General features: G+C 61.1%; 14 protein-coding genes. 9 read left to right on the top strand and 5 right to left on the bottom strand.

What is annotated here, in order from left to right; translation table 11 throughout:
- Window positions 1-159 precede the first annotated feature (159 nt).
- From kdpC to KHO07_RS20105, 3 genes are all read left to right on the top strand, one after another.
- Entirely contained in the window at window positions 160-705 is a 546-nt protein-coding gene (kdpC, locus tag KHO07_RS20115; RefSeq protein ID WP_150732430.1) for a potassium-transporting ATPase subunit KdpC, read from the top strand.
- Between the two features lie 129 nt (window positions 706-834).
- Window positions 835-3,480 carry a sensor histidine kinase KdpD gene (locus KHO07_RS20110; protein ID WP_212625302.1) on the top strand — a complete coding sequence of 882 codons (2,646 nt, stop codon included), beginning with the start codon at window positions 835-837 and terminating at the stop codon, window positions 3,478-3,480.
- A gap of 68 nt (window positions 3,481-3,548) precedes the next feature.
- Window positions 3,549-4,247, top strand: a complete 699-nt coding sequence (locus KHO07_RS20105) for a response regulator (RefSeq protein ID WP_150732432.1) — start codon at window positions 3,549-3,551, stop codon at window positions 4,245-4,247.
- 950 nt (window positions 4,248-5,197) lie between these two features.
- Here KHO07_RS20105 and KHO07_RS20100 read toward each other — a convergent pair.
- Complete coding sequence (locus KHO07_RS20100; RefSeq protein WP_150732433.1) at window positions 5,198-6,238, bottom strand: patatin-like phospholipase family protein; 1,041 nt, start codon at window positions 6,236-6,238, stop codon at window positions 5,198-5,200.
- 220 nt (window positions 6,239-6,458) lie between these two features.
- Here KHO07_RS20100 and KHO07_RS20095 point away from each other — a divergent pair, with 220 nt between their 5' ends.
- From KHO07_RS20095 to KHO07_RS20085, 3 genes are all read left to right on the top strand, one after another.
- Window positions 6,459-6,737, top strand: a complete 279-nt coding sequence (locus tag KHO07_RS20095; protein ID WP_150732434.1) for a hypothetical protein — start codon at window positions 6,459-6,461, stop codon at window positions 6,735-6,737.
- 45 nt (window positions 6,738-6,782) lie between these two features.
- On the top strand, window positions 6,783-7,550 hold the full coding sequence (locus tag KHO07_RS20090) for a CHAD domain-containing protein (protein ID WP_150732435.1): 768 nt from the start codon (window positions 6,783-6,785) through the stop codon (window positions 7,548-7,550).
- A 127-nt stretch (window positions 7,551-7,677) separates the two neighbouring features.
- Window positions 7,678-8,475: a thioesterase family protein gene (locus tag KHO07_RS20085; RefSeq protein ID WP_150732436.1), complete on the top strand. Its 798-nt coding sequence runs from the start codon at window positions 7,678-7,680 to the stop codon at window positions 8,473-8,475.
- On the opposite strand, the gene KHO07_RS20080 is transcribed toward KHO07_RS20085, so the two are convergent.
- The 3 genes from KHO07_RS20080 to KHO07_RS20070 all read right to left on the bottom strand — a co-directional run bounded on the left by KHO07_RS20080 (window position 8,476) and on the right by KHO07_RS20070 (window position 11,435).
- Window positions 8,476-8,841, bottom strand: a complete 366-nt coding sequence (locus KHO07_RS20080) for an Mpo1-like protein (protein ID WP_075949319.1) — start codon at window positions 8,839-8,841, stop codon at window positions 8,476-8,478. It abuts the gene before it with no gap.
- A gap of 118 nt (window positions 8,842-8,959) precedes the next feature.
- A complete protein-coding gene (locus KHO07_RS20075; protein ID WP_212625301.1) occupies window positions 8,960-10,441 on the bottom strand; it encodes a methyl-accepting chemotaxis protein in 1,482 nt (493 codons plus the stop codon).
- Window positions 10,442-10,619: 178 nt separating this feature from the next.
- Window positions 10,620-11,435 (bottom strand): TatD family hydrolase, encoded by an 816-nt coding sequence (locus KHO07_RS20070; RefSeq protein WP_212625300.1) that lies wholly within the window; start codon window positions 11,433-11,435, stop codon window positions 10,620-10,622.
- Between the two features lie 235 nt (window positions 11,436-11,670).
- Here KHO07_RS20070 and KHO07_RS20065 point away from each other — a divergent pair, with 235 nt between their 5' ends.
- The 3 genes from KHO07_RS20065 (at window position 11,671) to KHO07_RS20055 (ending at window position 14,187) form a co-directional block, all read left to right on the top strand.
- The gene (locus tag KHO07_RS20065; protein ID WP_212625299.1) at window positions 11,671-13,092 is read left to right on the top strand and encodes a transglycosylase SLT domain-containing protein; all 1,422 of its coding nucleotides are present in this window, start codon (window positions 11,671-11,673) and stop codon (window positions 13,090-13,092) included.
- A 103-nt stretch (window positions 13,093-13,195) separates the two neighbouring features.
- Window positions 13,196-13,630, top strand: a complete 435-nt coding sequence (locus KHO07_RS20060; RefSeq protein WP_075949315.1) for a DoxX family protein — start codon at window positions 13,196-13,198, stop codon at window positions 13,628-13,630.
- A gap of 248 nt (window positions 13,631-13,878) precedes the next feature.
- Window positions 13,879-14,187 carry a hypothetical protein gene (locus tag KHO07_RS20055; RefSeq protein WP_075949314.1) on the top strand — a complete coding sequence of 103 codons (309 nt, stop codon included), beginning with the start codon at window positions 13,879-13,881 and terminating at the stop codon, window positions 14,185-14,187.
- Window positions 14,188-14,195: 8 nt separating this feature from the next.
- Here the strand turns inward: KHO07_RS20055 and greB are convergent, their stop codons facing one another.
- Window positions 14,196-14,693: a transcription elongation factor GreB gene (gene greB / locus KHO07_RS20050; protein ID WP_034150173.1), complete on the bottom strand. Its 498-nt coding sequence runs from the start codon at window positions 14,691-14,693 to the stop codon at window positions 14,196-14,198.
- Between the last annotated feature and the right edge of the window lie 14 nt (window positions 14,694-14,707).

The raw sequence follows: 14,707 nt of genomic DNA, 5'->3' as shown, positions 1-14,707 counted from the left end.
GAGCTTGCTCCCGCTGGGCTGCGAAGCAGCCCTAACCCAGACACCGCATTTGTTCAGGCGCATCACATTTACCAGGTTTACGACGGCTGCGCAGTCGAGCGGGAGCAAGCTCCCTCGCCTCAGGTGATGTGTGTTTTTAGAGAATTCGAGGATTTTGAAATGTCCACAATGATACGTCCGGCCCTGAGCCTGCTGGTCCTGATGACCCTGATCACCGGCGTCGCTTATCCGCTGGTGGTGACCGGCGTGGCTCAGGTCGCCTTCCCGGACCAAGCCAACGGCAGCCTGCTACGCGATGCCGACGGCAAGGTCCGCGGCTCGTCACTGATCGCCCAGGATTTCGTCGGCGACGCCTGGTTCCATCCGCGGCCTTCGGCCGGCGCTTTTGCCACGGTGTCGAGCGGGGCAAGTAACCTGTCGCCGAGCAACCCGGCGCTGGCGACTCGGGTGATCGACGACGCCAACAAGCTGCTGGTGCCCGGCCAGGGGGCGGTGCCGTTGGCCATGCTCACCACCTCCGGCAGCGGTCTCGACCCCCACTTGCCACCGGCCGCGATTACCTATCAACTGGCGCGTGTTGCGGCGGCCAGGAATGTGCCCGTGGCAACCCTGCAGAACCTGCTCGACGCTCATATCGAGCAGCCGCTGGTGGGGCCACCGGTAGTGAATGTGCTTGAGTTGAATCGGGCACTGGAAAACCTGTAGATCGGCGGCGATCCCATTCGCGAGCAGGCTCGCTCCCACATGGGCATGCGTCCCCCTGTGGGAGCGAGCCTGCTCGCGAAGACGGCAGAACAGCCACTACATGAACATCTAAAAAAGAGATTCCCGAACATGAGCAACTCCGGCCGCGCCGACGCGCTGTTAGCAGACCTGCCCCGCAATGGCCGTGGCCGGCTCAAGGTATTCCTCGGTGCCGCGCCCGGTGTGGGTAAAACCTACGCCATGCTGCAAGCGGCCCACATCCAGCTGCGCCAGGGTGTGAAAGTCATTGCCGGCGTGGTCGAAACCCACGGCCGGGCGGAAACCGAAGCGCTGCTGGGCGGCTTGCCACAGCAACCCTTGGTGCGCTCGGAATACCGTGGCGTGATGCTCGAAGAGATGGACCTCGATGGTTTGCTGGCCGCCAAACCGAAGCTGGTGCTGGTGGATGAGTTGGCCCACACCAATGCGCCCGGCAGCCGCCATGAAAAACGCTGGCAAGACATTCAGGAACTGCTTGCCGCCGGCATCGACGTGTTCACCACCGTCAACGTCCAGCACCTGGAAAGCCTCAACGATCAGGTGCGCGGCATCACCGGTGTACAGGTCCGTGAAACCCTCCCGGACTGGGTGCTGCAAGAAGCCTTCGAGCTGCTGCTGATCGACTTGCCGCCACGGGAACTGCTTGAGCGTCTGCGCGACGGCAAGGTCTACGTGCCGGAGCAGGCGAGGGCGGCCATCGACGCGTTTTTCACCCAGACCAACCTCACAGCCCTGCGCGAACTGGCGATGCAGACCGCCGCCGCACAGGTCGATAACGACCTGACCCTGGGCTATCGCCAGATGGGCCAGGCGGCGCCGACGGTGCGCGGTCGCTTGTTGGTCGGTGTCGATGGCGATGCCCAGGCCGAACGACTGGTGCGCCATGCCAGCCGTGTTGCCCAGCGTCGCCATCTGCCCTGGAGCCTGGTGCATGTGGACAACGGCAGCGTGCGGGACGAGCAATCGCGCCTGCGCCTGCAAAGCGCCCAGCAACTGGCTGAACGCCTGGGCGGCGAAGTGGTATTGCTGCGGGCCGGCGAGGTGGCGAAAACCCTGATCCAGCATGCCGCCGAACGTCGAGCCAGCCTGGTGTTGGTCGGCCAGTCGCGGCCACGTTGGCGCCGACGCGTGTTCGGCGGCGGGTTGGCGGCGCGTTTGTTGCGCAATGCCCGCGGGCTGGAAATCAACGTCCTCGACAGCGATCACGAACAGCATCAACCACGCCAGCGTTCCATGCAGGCGCTGGTGTGGTTCGACTATGCCCTGGCCGTGGTCGCGACGGTGTTGGCCACTGCCTTGGCCTGGGCGGTGGCGAGCGTTTTGCCGCTGCCGAATATCTCCCTGGTGTTCCTCGCCGCGGTGCTGCTGGTGGCGGTGCGCAGCAGTCTCGGCCCGGCGCTGGTCTGTGCGGCGCTGTCGTTTCTGACCTACGACTTTCTGTTCATCCCCCCGAATTTTTCCTTCAGCATCCAGCGCGAAGAAGACGTGCTGACTCTGCTGTTTTTCCTGTTGATGGCCGCGCTCACCGGCAACCTTGCGGCGCGGCAACGGCGACAACTGCAGGCGCTGCGCGACACCCAGGAAGAAACCACTGAGCTGCTCGACCTGTCGCGCAAACTGACCGCCGCCACCGACCGTCAGGCCGTGGTCAGCGCGGCCGCCCAGCACCTCGATGGCTGGAGTGATTTGCAGCTGTGCCTGCTCAATCGTGACGGTCAAAGTGGCTGGAAAGTCGAAACCGGTGGCCCGTTGGAATTCACCGAAGCCGAGCGCGCCGCCGCCGATTGGGCCTGGCAACACGATCAACCCGCTGGCGCCGGCACCGGTACGTTGCCGTTCGGACGTTGGTGGTGGTGGCCATTGTCGGTGGAGGACGGACCGCTGGCGTTGCTGGGCGTGTGTGCGAAAGAAGGCCAGACCCTCAGTGGCCAGCGCCGCCGTTTGTTGACGGCGCTGAGCCAGCCACTGGCGCAGGCGTTGGCGCGCGCACAACTGGCGGATGATCTGGAAGCGGCGCGGCTGCACGGTGAAACCGAGCAATTGCGCAGTGCCTTGCTGGCGTCGGTGTCCCACGATTTGCGTACGCCGCTGACCTCCATGCGTGGCAGCATCGACAGTCTGCTGGCGCTCGGCGAAGCGATCCCGTTGGAGGATCGCCGGGAATTGCTCGAAGGCACCCGCGATGAAGCCGAACGTCTCGACCGCTACATCCAGAATCTGCTGGACATGACCCGGCTCGGGCACGGCGCCCTGAAGCTGGCGCGGGACTGGGTGTCGCCGGCTGACATCGTCGGCAGTTCGCTGAGTCGCTTGCGCGCGGTACTCGCACCGTTGCAAGTCAGCACTGATGTTCCGGCGCAGTTGCCGCTGCTTTACGTCCACGCCGCGCTGATCGAGCAGGCGCTGATCAACGTGCTGGAGAACGCCGCACGCTTTTCACCGGCCCACGGTCGTTTGCAACTGCGCGCCGGGGCGGACGACAAGGAGCTGTTTTTCTCGGTCAGCGACGAAGGGCCGGGAATTCCGGAAGCGGAGCGGGCAAAAATTTTCGACATGTTCTACACCGCTGCGCGCGGTGATCGTGGCGGGCAGGGCACCGGGCTGGGTTTGGCGATCTGTCAGGGCATGGTGGGCGCCCATGGTGGGCGGATCAGCGTGGCCGATGGCATCGAAGGGCGCGGCACCTGCATCACCTTGCACTTGCCGTTGCAGGAGCAACCAGCCTTTGAAAGTTAACAGCCGAAAGTGAAGCCTGATCGTGCTTGCGTTACTCTCTTGCCACTTCTTTGTGTTGATGTGAACTCATGAGCCAGACCGCGACCATCCTGGTCATCGACGACGAACCGCAAATCCGCAAGTTCCTGCGCATCAGCCTCGCTTCCCAAGGCTATAAAGTGCTGGAAGCCGGCACCGGTACCGAAGGGTTGGCGCAGGCCGCGTTGAACAAGCCGGACCTGCTGGTGCTCGACCTCGGTTTACCGGACATGGACGGCCAGCAGGTTTTACGCGAGTTTCGCGAATGGTCGACGGTGCCTGTGCTGGTGCTGTCGGTGCGTGCCAGCGAGGGGCAAAAAGTCGAAGCGCTGGATGGCGGCGCCAATGACTACGTGACCAAGCCCTTCGGTATTCAGGAGTTCCTGGCGCGGATACGTGCGCTGTTGCGTCAGGCACCGGCGGGCGAAGCCCAACAAGCGGCGCTGACCTTCGGCCCGCTGACGGTGGATCTGGCGTATCGCCGCGTGCTGCTCGAAGGCATCGAAGTGGCGCTGACCCGCAAGGAATACGCCGTGCTGGCGCAACTGGCGCGCCATCCCGGGCGGGTCATTACCCAGCAGCAGTTGCTCAAGGATATCTGGGGGCCGACCCATACCGACGACAGTCATTACTTGCGGATTGTGGTTGGGCATTTGCGGCAGAAGCTGGCGGATGATCCGACCGCGCCTCGGTTTATCGTGACCGAGGCGGGTGTTGGGTATCGGTTGTTGAGTGAGGGCAGCCTCTGATTTTGTGTAGTCTGAATATGCCCCATCGCTGGCAAGCCAGCTCCCACAGTGTTTTGTGGTGACCACACATCCAGATTTCACGCACATCCTGTGGGAGCTGGCTTGCCAGCGATGAGGCCCTCTCGTGCACTCGAGAACTCAGGAATCGCGCTCACTCTCCCACAGTGTTTTGTGGTGACCACACATCCGGATTTCACGCACATCCTGTGGGCGCTGGCTTGCCAGCGATGAGGCCCTCTCGTGCACTCGAGAACTCAAGAGTCCCGCTCACTCTCCCACAGTGTTTTGTGGTGACCACACATCCGGATTTCACGCACATCCTGTGGGTGCTGGCTTGCCAGCGATGAGGCCCTCTCGTGCACTCGAGAACTCAGGAATCGCGCTCACTCTCCCACAGTGTTTTGTGGTGACCACACATCCGGATTTCACGCACATCCTGTGGGAGCTGGCTTGCCAGCGATGAGGCCCTCTCGTGCACTCGAGAACTCAGGAATCGCGCTCACTCTCCCACAGTGTTTTGTGGTGACCACACATTCGGATTTCACGCACATCCTGTGGGAGCTGGCTTGCCAGCGATGAGGCCCTCTCGTGCACTCGAGAACTCAGGAATCGCGCTCACTCTCCCACAGTGTTTTGTGGTGACCACACATCCGGATTTCACGCACATCCTGTGGGCGCTGGCTTGCCAGCGATGAGGCCCTCTCGTGCACTCGAGAACTCAAGAGTCCCGCTCACTCTCCCACAGTGTTTTGTGGTGACCACACATCCGGACTTCACGCACATCCTGTGGGAGCTGGCTTGCCAGCGATGAGGCCCTCTCGTGCACTCGAGAACTCAGGAATCCCGCTCACTCTCCCACAGTGTTTTGTGGTGACCACACATCCGGATTTCACGGACATCCTGTGGGAGCTGGCTTGCCAGCGATGAGGCCCTCTCGTGCACTCGAGAATTCAGGAATCGCGCTCACTCTCATACCGGTCCAGCGTATCCCGCGCAATTTCCCGCCCCAGCGCGATCAATTCCGGCGCTTTGTAGAATTCGAAAAACCGGCATACCCGCTTCGGCACGTTGATCAGAATGTCCGGTGGATAACCGGCAATCTTGTACTGCGCCAACGACGTCTGCATGACCTCGAAACTCTGGTTGATCAAGTCCAGCAAAGACGCCGGACCGACGTTGTCGATGATGAACGATCCGGTCGCCGACTTTGGCGCGCCGGCACGCTCCGGCGCCGCTGCCGGTTGTTGCGCTTCGGGTTCGGCAGATTCGATCCAGGGATTGATCTCGGCCGCTTGGGCCATCAACGCTTCCTTCTCCAGCCGCAGTAACTGCTCGGCCTGAGTACGCCGGAACGGCATTTTCGAACCGAGAGAACTGATCAGACTGTTGAAACGGCTCTTGAACGCGGCGGGGCGCTCGATCACCGGCAACTGATAGTGACGCTGGTTGGTGGAGTTGAGGTTGACCGCGATGATCAAATCGCAATGGCTGGAGACCACCGGCACGATCGGCAGCGGGTTGAGAATGCCGCCATCCACCAACATGCGATTGCCCTGCATCACCGGGGTGAACAGGCTGGGAATTGCCGCCGAGGCGCGCATGGCCTGATGCAGACAACCCTCCTGGAACCAGATTTCCTGCTGGTTGGTCAGGTCGGTGGCCACCGCCGTGTAGGGGATGCGCAAGTCTTCGATATTGATCTCGCCGACGATCTTGCGGATCTGCCCGAAGACCTTTTCCCCACGGATCGCCCCCAGACGAAAACTGACATCCACCAGGCGCAACACATCGAGGTAATCCAGTCTCTCGATCCAGTCGCGATATTCATCGAGCTTGCCAGCGGCGTAGATCCCGCCAACCACCGCGCCCATGGAACACCCGGCGATGCAGGCGATGTCGTAGCCACGCCGTTCGATTTCCTGGATGACGCCGATATGCGCATAACCCCGGGCTCCACCCGAGCCCAACACCAGTGCGACACGCTTTTTCATTGATCGCCCTCGTTTGAATGGTTCAACAATGCACCCATCCGGGGGCACGCTTCAATCGGCAAAGTCGCTCGGGGCGGCGAACGCGTCGTTTTTTCGACACTCCGTGGTGGCAGATGGTTATTCTCGCTCAGCTATAGTTTGCGCTGGCGATGGACGGCACTTTTCCCGTGCCAGACCGTCCTACCAGCATGACTGTTTTCCTATCTCTGAGGTGTGTGTGATGAAAGCCTGGATTTGTGTGCCATTGATTGCCCTGGCACTCGCCGGTTGCGCCGGTAAAACTGCCTATCGCGACAGCTGCGGTAGCAACCTCGACGCCGCCTGGCGTGAGCTGGACCTGGCCAAGGCCGAGGGCTTCGCCGGGACCGTCAGTTATTCCAAGGCCCTGTCGCTGCTGACCGCGGCCAAGACCCAGCAACAATTCGAAGGGTTCGAAGGCTGCACCAAGAAGGCCCAGAAGGCGCGCTTCTATATTGGTGAGTCACGCGCCGGCCGTTGAGGCATGATGTAGGACTACGGGGGCATTCAAGTCAGGGAGCAAGTGATGTCGGCATTGGTTGATCGATTGGTGGCTCATGTTCTGGGTCTGGAAGTTCGTCTGCTGGCCTGTCAGGCGCGCTTGACTGCCCGGACTGACCCTGAGGCCTTGCACGACCTGCGCACCACGGTGCGCCGTCTGCGCAGCCTTCTGCGACCGTTACGCGGATTGCCCGGCGTCGAGCAGCTGGAAACGGCAGCATCGGGCGTCGGCGACCTGACCACGCCCTGGCGTGATCGCGAAGTGTTGGCCGCGTACTTGGTCCAACACGATCAACCCGAAGCGGCACAACGGCGTCTGGTGCAGATGGCGGTGGCTTATCCGGCGGTGGCGAGCAGTACCGAGCTGGCGCAATTACTGGTCATCCTTGATGCGTTCCCACGTTTTCTGCGGGCCTCCCAGCGTCAGGGTTTGCTCAAGGGGTTGGGCAAGCGCATTGAGAAACGCCTGGGCAAGCAATGGAAGAAACTCGACCAGGCCCTGCACGATCCCGCCCATGACCGCCATCGCCTGCGCTTGCTGATCAAGCGCGTGCGCTATGGCATCGACGCTTACCCCGAACTGGATCGCTTGCCGAAAGCGGCCATGCCCCGATTGAAATCGGCGCAAGGTGCGTTGGGCGACTGGCACGACTGCCTGCAATGGCTGGCCATTGCAGAGCAGGAAGCGGATTTGCGCCCTTGCGTCGCCGGTTGGCACACCGCCATGGCCAAGGCCGAACAGCGCGCCGACCGCGTGCTGGACAAGCTCAGCGCGGACTGCTTCAAACCCTGAACTCCCCTGCGGTCGCTCCTATAGGGGCGACGGCCCATCTGTCAGTCAATTTGGCCGGAATGCGCGCTGTACAGCCTCCGCCGGCTGGTTAATATCCCTGCATCTTTTTCCTGCTTGCGAGGTTTTCATGCGCTTTTGCGACCTGCTCGACGCCGTCCGCCGTCAACCACTGGAGCTGACCATCCCGGCCGGTTGGGCTCAGGGACGTGCCAGTTTCGGAGGCCTGGTGGCGGCCCTGCAGTACGAAGCCATGCGCGCAAAGGTTCCGGCGGATCGGCTGGTGCGCTCGCTGGCGATTACGTTTGTAGGCCCGGTCGAACCGGAAGTCCCTGTCAGTTTTGAAGTCGACGTGCTGCGCGAAGGCAAGGCTGTCAGCCAGGTGCTGGGGCGTGCGATGCAGAAGGGGCAGGTGGTGACGTTGATTCAGGGCAGCTTCGGCGCCTCGCGTCCCTCTGAAGTGGCGGTACAGGCCGAACCGGCGCCCGAGATGAAGCACTGGGACGAATGCCAGGAGCTGCCGTTCATCGCAGGCGTCGTCCCGGAGTTCATGCGTCATCTGGCGATGCGCTGGAGCGTCGGCGGGCTGCCGTTCAGCGGTAGCACATCGCGCCAGATGGGTGGCTGGGTGCGCTTGCGGGGGGACGTGAAGGAAGAGGCGATCACTGAATCGCACATTCTGGCACTGGTGGACGCCTGGCCACCGGCCGTGATGCCGTTTCTGAAAAAACCGGCAATGGGCAGCACGCTGACCTGGACCATCGAGTTCGTCCAGCCGTTGCTTGAGCTGAGCACCCTGGATTGGTGCAAGTACCTGGTCGAAACCGAATATGCCGCCAACGGCTACGGCCACGCCGCCGCGACAATGTGGGACGCGCAAGGTCGATTGATCGCCATGAGCCGGCAAACGGTGACGGTGTTCGCCTGATCAGTGACGACGGTGGCGTTCACGCCAGGCACGCCACCAGCCGCCACTGAGGAAAAATCGCGGGAAGGTCAGGAACTGCTCGACCAGCAGACGCGAGACGGCATCTTTGCGATCACTGAACGGTTCCGATGCCTGGTTTTCCAGGCTGTGACCGTGGCGTTGCAAGCCGAGTGCCGCGATCACCCCGATGATGCCGATGGCAACGTTCGCCAGATTGAGGCCGAACACGCCGGACACGATCAACAGAAACGCCACGATGAACAGCGGCACGGCAATCAGGTGCAGCACCAGGTTGGTCGGGTGCTGGTGATTGTTCGGGTAGGCACGCCATTGCCAGGCGGGAAGGTTGGGGTGACGTTTGCCCATGATGCTAATCCTCGATCCATGTTGAACACATGCTTGAAGAATAGGCCCGGCCGAGGCGGGCGGCGAATCAAGGATGGCTATGGCCACGATAGGTGTAATGGGCAGCGATCTTTTGACCTCAAAGCTTCAACTGCCCGATAGCCTTGCTCAACTCTGCGGCCAGCGCCGCCAGTTGATGACTGGTCGTCGCCGAACTGACCGTCTGCTGCACGGTGTTTTCGGTCACATCGCGGATGCTCACCACCGCCCGGTTCATTTCCTCCGCTACCTGACTCTGTTGTTCCGCTGCCACGGCGATCTGCGTATTGCTTTCACGCATCTGCGCTACGGCGCCGGTGATTTGCGCCAACGCAGCGCCAGCCTCCTGGGCCTGTTGCACGCAATCGTCAGCCCTGAACGAGCTTTCCTGCATGAAGTCCACGGCATCCCGCGTCCCGGCCTGCAATGCCGAAACCATCACGGTGATTTCATCCGTCGACGCCTGCACGCGCTTGGCCAGGTTGCGCACTTCATCGGCGACCACCGCAAACCCACGGCCCATTTCACCGGCCCGGGCTGCTTCAATCGCCGCGTTGAGCGCCAGTAGGTTGGTCTGCTCGGCAATGCTGTGAATCACATTGACCACACCGTTGATTTTCTGACTGTCCTCGGCCAGCCGCTGAATCATCTCGGCGGTCTGCTGGACCCCGGTGGACAACCCGGCAATCGACTTCTGCACACGCATGACCACCGCCTGTCCGCTGCCGGCCAGGGTGTCGGCCGATTGCGACAAATCGCGGGTGGCACCGGCGTGTTGGGCGATGTGGTAGACGGTGGCGGTCATTTCATTGATGGCGGTGGCGGCCTGATCGGTTTCACTCTGTTGACCCAGCATGCCGTGCTGCACTTCGTTCATGCTTGTTGCCAGTCGTGCGGCGCCGTCATCGAGTTGGCGTGCGGTGCTGGCGACGGTATTGACCACCCGTTGATAACCGGCCTGCATGGCATTGAAGGCATTCGCCATCTGCCCGACTTCGTCGCTGCCGGCCAGCGGAACGCGGGCCGACAGGTCGCCGGTTTTCTCCACGTGAAGCATCACGTCTTTCAAGGTATTGAGCTGACTGAGCAGGAAGCGGATCAACAGCTGCGAGGCGCCGAGCATGGCCAGCATCAACACGAACACCGCCACCGCATAGTTGGCCAAACGCTCGCTGAACACCTGGCTCAGACTCGGCCCATGGGCAATCACGGCGACCTGTTGGCCATCCGCGCGCGTGAATACCTCAGCGCCAATCAACAGGTTGTCACCGAACAACGGCATCGCGTTGATCTCGACCCAGCCCTTGGCATCGGCCAGCTCCAGCACCGGCTGGCCGTTGAGCAACGGTGCCTGACCGCGACTGAATGTCAGCAGATTTTCGGTTTGGGGCAGCGGTTGACCGACGGGCCATGCACTCAGTAATCGCGCCTGTGCCTGAGCCGATAGCTGCGCGGCATGGTTGCGGGCCTGTTGTTCGAGCTGCACGGCGTAGAGCACCAGCAGCAACGTGGTGACGAAGGCGACGGCGTTCACCGCCCAGAATTTGTATTTCAGCGAGATATTGCTAAGCCAGGCACCCATGGAGGTTTTCTCTGATAGCGGAAACAGCATTGGCAAGGTGCCATTATTGTGCCGCTATGCAGAAACGGGGAGTTGATATGGATCAATGTGGGAGCGAGCGTGCTCGCGAAGGCGGCGTTTCAGTCGATATTGCGTCGACCGGTGTACCGCTATCGCGAGCAGGCGCTCGCACAGGGGATTATGCTGACTGGGAAATGGAGGGCAGTCCGTAAAACGCCCGTGCACACGCGGTCGTGTGCGCCGCCAGATCTTCCTCACTCTCCCCACGATGCAACGCCACTTCACGCAACACCTCGGTCAGATACGCCGGCTCATTGCGGCCGTTCTTCGGCTTCGGCCGCAAACTGCGCGGCAGCAGGTACGGGGCATCACTCTCGAGCATCAAGCGTCCGCGCTTGATCTCTTTGACCAGTGGATGCAAATGCGTGCCCCGGCGTTCATCGCAAATCCAGCCAGTGATGCCGATGTGCAAATCCAGATCGAGGTAGCTGAACAGCGCAGACTTTTCCCCGGTGAAGCAGTGCACCACGGCAGCGGGCAGTTGATCACGATAGTCGCGCAGGATGTCCAGAAGACGCTGACTGGCATCGCGCTCGTGCAGGAACACCGGCATTTGCAGTTCAACCGCCATCGCCAGGTGCTCTTCCAGTACTTTTTCCTGCTGTGGGCGCGGAGAGAAATCGCGATTGAAATCCAGGCCACATTCACCCACGGCGACCACATTCGGCTCTTTGAGCAGGCTGCGCAGGCGACGGGCGCTGTCGGCATTCCAGTCACTGGCCGAATGGGGGTGAATGCCGGCGGTGGCGAACAGCCGTTGCGCGCTTTCGTCCAGCTGCCCGCACAGCTCAAGCGCCTGCTCGCTGCCTTCGACACTGGTGCCGGTCAATACCAATTGGCACACGCCAGCGGCATAGGCGCGGTCGAGTACAGCCTGGTGTTTGTCGGCAAAACTGGGGTTGGTCAGGTTGACGCCGATATCGATGAGTTGCATGGTGCTACCTCGGACCAAAGGCCGGAAAGCATATCAGAGCTGTAGATTTATAAGAAAAATCAAGAACTACAACGAGTTATAGCTGTCATTTGATTCCGCGGGAGTGGGCAGGGTGGTCAAGGTGCCATCACTGTGCCAGTCTTTCGCACTTTGCCAGCGCTCAGGCGCTCTGTTGTTGTCGTTTGATTTCATGAAAAAACTCATGCGATCAACCCGAATTCTTTCCGGAGAGTGGATGATTCGTCCCTCGGTTTTGCTATTGCTGTGTGGTGCGCTGCTGCTGCCGATGTCGGCGGTCGCGCGTCTGCCCGGCCCGCTGCAAGCCGTGCCGGCCGCCAAGGTCCGAGACCTCACGGAAATCCGCAGCAGTCGAGTGCTCCGGGTGCTGGTCAACCAGAGCCGCAACAGCTCCGGTGAAGTCCAGGGCCAGGCCATCGGCGTCGAATACCATCGTTTGCGCGCCTTTGAGCAATACCTCAATGGTCACGCCCGTGACGGTCAGGAAATCAGCCTCAAAATCATTCCCAAAGCCAAGGATCAACTGCTCGGCGCGTTGCAGCGCGGGGAAGGTGATCTGGTTGCGCCTGGGGAATTACTCGACCTGCAACCGGGTTACGCCGTCAGCAGCAGCGAACCGGTGGCCAGCAACATTCCGTTGGTGCTGGTAGGCATCAAAGGCGAGCGCCGTTACACCCGGCTCGAACAGCTGTCAGGTAAAACCCTGGCGTTGCCGACGGGCAGTGCCGCCGGGGATGCCATCAGCCAGATCAATCAAAAGCTCGCGCTGCACAAACTGCCACCGATCATCATCGAATGGGTCGACCCCAGTCTGGCGGTCGAAGACGTGCTGGAGATGGTGCAGGGCGGGATCTTTCACCTGACCATCGTCGAACAACCGATCGCCGAGCGCTGGGGCAAGATCCTGCCGAAATTGCGTGTCGATCGACAGGTGCTCATCAGCGAGCCGGGCGAAGAGTTCTGGTTCGTGCGTCGCGAGGCATCCATGCTGCGGGCCAGCATTGATCGCTTTCTTACCGGTTACAAAAAACCATCGGATCAGGATGCGGCCTTCCTGCGGATCTATCGACGCCTGTATCAGGTTCACTATCCACTGGCCAAGGCTGACCGACAGCGTCTGGAGAAACTTCGCCCGGTACTGCAAAAACATGCTGACGCCCAAGGCATGGACTGGCTGAACCTGGCAGCGCTGGCGTTCAAGGAGTCCGGCTTGAAACCCACGGCCCGCAGCGGCGGTGCGCCGACGGGGCTGATGCAGATCACGCCTTCAGCGGCCCAGCGGGTAGGGGTCAGCAACATTCAGGACCTCGATGCCAATGTGCAGGCCGGGGCCAAGTATCTGGCGATGATTCGTCGCAAGTTCTTCGCCAGCCCCAAGCTCAACGAGCGCGAGCGCATGGCGTTCGTGCTGGCGGCCTACAATATCGGCCCGGAGCGGGTTCAAGGGATGCGTGCCGAGGCGCGGCGACGGGGCTTGAATCCGAACCAGTGGTTTTTCCAGGTCGAGCGCGTTGCCATGGAGCAGGTGGGAATGGGGCCTGTCAGCTATGTTAATAGCGTGAACAAGTATTACCTGGCGTTCGATCGGGAGAGGGAGTCGTTGGAGCCCCGGGGGCAAAAAGTTGCCCTTCGTAAGTGATCGAATAAACTGATTGTTAGGGTGGATTTTTTGCGCTTTTAACATGAAATTTACTGATTAATATAGCGGCCAACCAACACACACAAACAATGGATGACACAGCATGAGCACATTGATCAACAAGGTCCTGTTTACCCGCGCTGGCTACGGCCTGACTGTTTTGCGGATTGTCGTCGGCATCATCTTCGCTGCCCACGGCTCGCAGAAACTGTTCGGGGCATTTGGTGGCTATGGCCTGGCCGGCACCGCGCAATACATGGAAAGCATCGGCCTGGCGCCGGGCTACCTGATGGCGACATTGGCCGGTGGTACGGAGTTCTTCGCCGGGCTGGCGCTGATCATTGGCCTGCTGGCTCGTCCGGCAGCGCTGGGCCTGACCTTCCTTTCCCTGGTGGCGATTTTCTCGGTGCATATCAGCAACGGTTTGTTCATGGCCAACAACGGTTATGAGTTCGCCCTCGCCCTGCTCGGCGGCAGCATCGCGGTGCTGATCGAAGGCGCCGGCAAGCTCTCGGCAGACCGTGCCATCGCGGGCTGACCGCTCTGGCTCAACGAAAAGGCCCGCATTGTGCGGGCCTTTTTTGTTGTGCGTCATTCTTGACACTGTCCGGTCAGCTTCTCTAGGATGCTGCCCATGCGCCGATTTAAACAGCTACTTGCGGGGCGCCAGGTGACTCATTCCGTTGCCGATAGAAGCTTGAAGCAAGCTTCGAAATACCGCTAAAGCGCTGGTTCGGTGTTGCCTCTCACCTGCCATGCAGACTTTTGAGGCAGAGACACGACACGATGAATGCACTAAGCCCTGTAGTACGTCCCGCGCCGATCACGGCACATCTCACCCAGCGCAACCCAAAAATCCTGCTTGGCGGCAAACATCAGCCAACGCTTTTGCGTTATCTCGATGGCTGGCCACGTCGTACCGGCGGTCCGGCTGCGTTCCTGATCCAGTTCGTTGAAGACGGCGAATCCCTGGCCCGTTTTGCCAGCGACAGTTTTGATCTGGCGGTGATTCAATCGCCGAGCCTTGAAGACGCCCATGAAGTCATCAAGCAACTGACCCGTGTCGCCCGGCAAGGGCTGATTACCCGTCGCTGAGCGGCGACTTACGGATAATCGATCGCCACGATATACACGCATTGTTCGCCGGTCGGCGTCTGGACCCGTACTTCGGCGTCCAGTGCCTTGCCGATCAAGGCGCGGGCCAGCGGCGAGTCGATGCTGATCAAGCCTTGCTTCAGGTCCAGTTCATCCGGCCCGACGATGCGATAGCGTGACTCTTTGCCATCCTCGTCCTCAATGGTGACCCACGCGCCGAAATAGACTTTGTTCGGGTCGCTGGGTTTTTCGCTGACAACCTTGAGCGCTTCCAGGCGTTTGGTAAGAAAACGCACACGACTGTCGATTTCCCGCAGCATCTTTTTGCCGTAGGTGTATTCGGCGTTTTCCGAACGGTCGCCCTGTGCCGCCGCCTCGCTGACAGACTGCGTGACTTGCGGACGACGCACGTGCCAGAGCTCATGAAACTCGGCACGCATCCGCGCTTCACCTTCGGGGGTGATCAGCGCGGTGCCGGCGGTGCGGGGAGGGCGGTAACGGCTCATGGCGACTTCTTGTG

Origin of the sequence: Pseudomonas sp. PP3, from assembly GCF_905336995.1 — a bacterium.
GTDB classification, from domain to species: domain Bacteria; phylum Pseudomonadota; class Gammaproteobacteria; order Pseudomonadales; family Pseudomonadaceae; genus Aquipseudomonas; species Aquipseudomonas reinekei.
This window is presented reverse-complemented; position numbering and strand designations above follow the sequence as displayed.

Excerpts from the sequence above, each read along its gene's own strand:
- greB (WP_034150173.1), bottom strand. The coding sequence starts at position 14,693 with ATGAGCCGTTACCGCCCTCCCCGCACCGCCGGCACCGCGCTGATCACC.
- KHO07_RS20070 (WP_212625300.1), bottom strand. The coding sequence starts at position 11,435 with ATGCAACTCATCGATATCGGCGTCAACCTGACCAACCCCAGTTTTGCC.
- KHO07_RS20080 (WP_075949319.1), bottom strand. The coding sequence starts at position 8,841 with ATGGGCAAACGTCACCCCAACCTTCCCGCCTGGCAATGGCGTGCCTAC.
- KHO07_RS20085 (WP_150732436.1), top strand. The coding sequence starts at position 7,678 with ATGCGCTTTTGCGACCTGCTCGACGCCGTCCGCCGTCAACCACTGGAG.
- kdpC (WP_150732430.1), top strand. The coding sequence starts at position 160 with ATGTCCACAATGATACGTCCGGCCCTGAGCCTGCTGGTCCTGATGACC.
- KHO07_RS20075 (WP_212625301.1), bottom strand. The coding sequence starts at position 10,441 with ATGGGTGCCTGGCTTAGCAATATCTCGCTGAAATACAAATTCTGGGCG.
- KHO07_RS20060 (WP_075949315.1), top strand. The coding sequence starts at position 13,196 with ATGAGCACATTGATCAACAAGGTCCTGTTTACCCGCGCTGGCTACGGC.
- KHO07_RS20065 (WP_212625299.1), top strand. The coding sequence starts at position 11,671 with ATGATTCGTCCCTCGGTTTTGCTATTGCTGTGTGGTGCGCTGCTGCTG.
- KHO07_RS20095 (WP_150732434.1), top strand. The coding sequence starts at position 6,459 with ATGAAAGCCTGGATTTGTGTGCCATTGATTGCCCTGGCACTCGCCGGT.
- KHO07_RS20105 (WP_150732432.1), top strand. The coding sequence starts at position 3,549 with ATGAGCCAGACCGCGACCATCCTGGTCATCGACGACGAACCGCAAATC.
- KHO07_RS20110 (WP_212625302.1), top strand. The coding sequence starts at position 835 with ATGAGCAACTCCGGCCGCGCCGACGCGCTGTTAGCAGACCTGCCCCGC.
- KHO07_RS20100 (WP_150732433.1), bottom strand. The coding sequence starts at position 6,238 with ATGAAAAAGCGTGTCGCACTGGTGTTGGGCTCGGGTGGAGCCCGGGGT.
- KHO07_RS20090 (WP_150732435.1), top strand. The coding sequence starts at position 6,783 with ATGTCGGCATTGGTTGATCGATTGGTGGCTCATGTTCTGGGTCTGGAA.
- KHO07_RS20055 (WP_075949314.1), top strand. The coding sequence starts at position 13,879 with ATGAATGCACTAAGCCCTGTAGTACGTCCCGCGCCGATCACGGCACAT.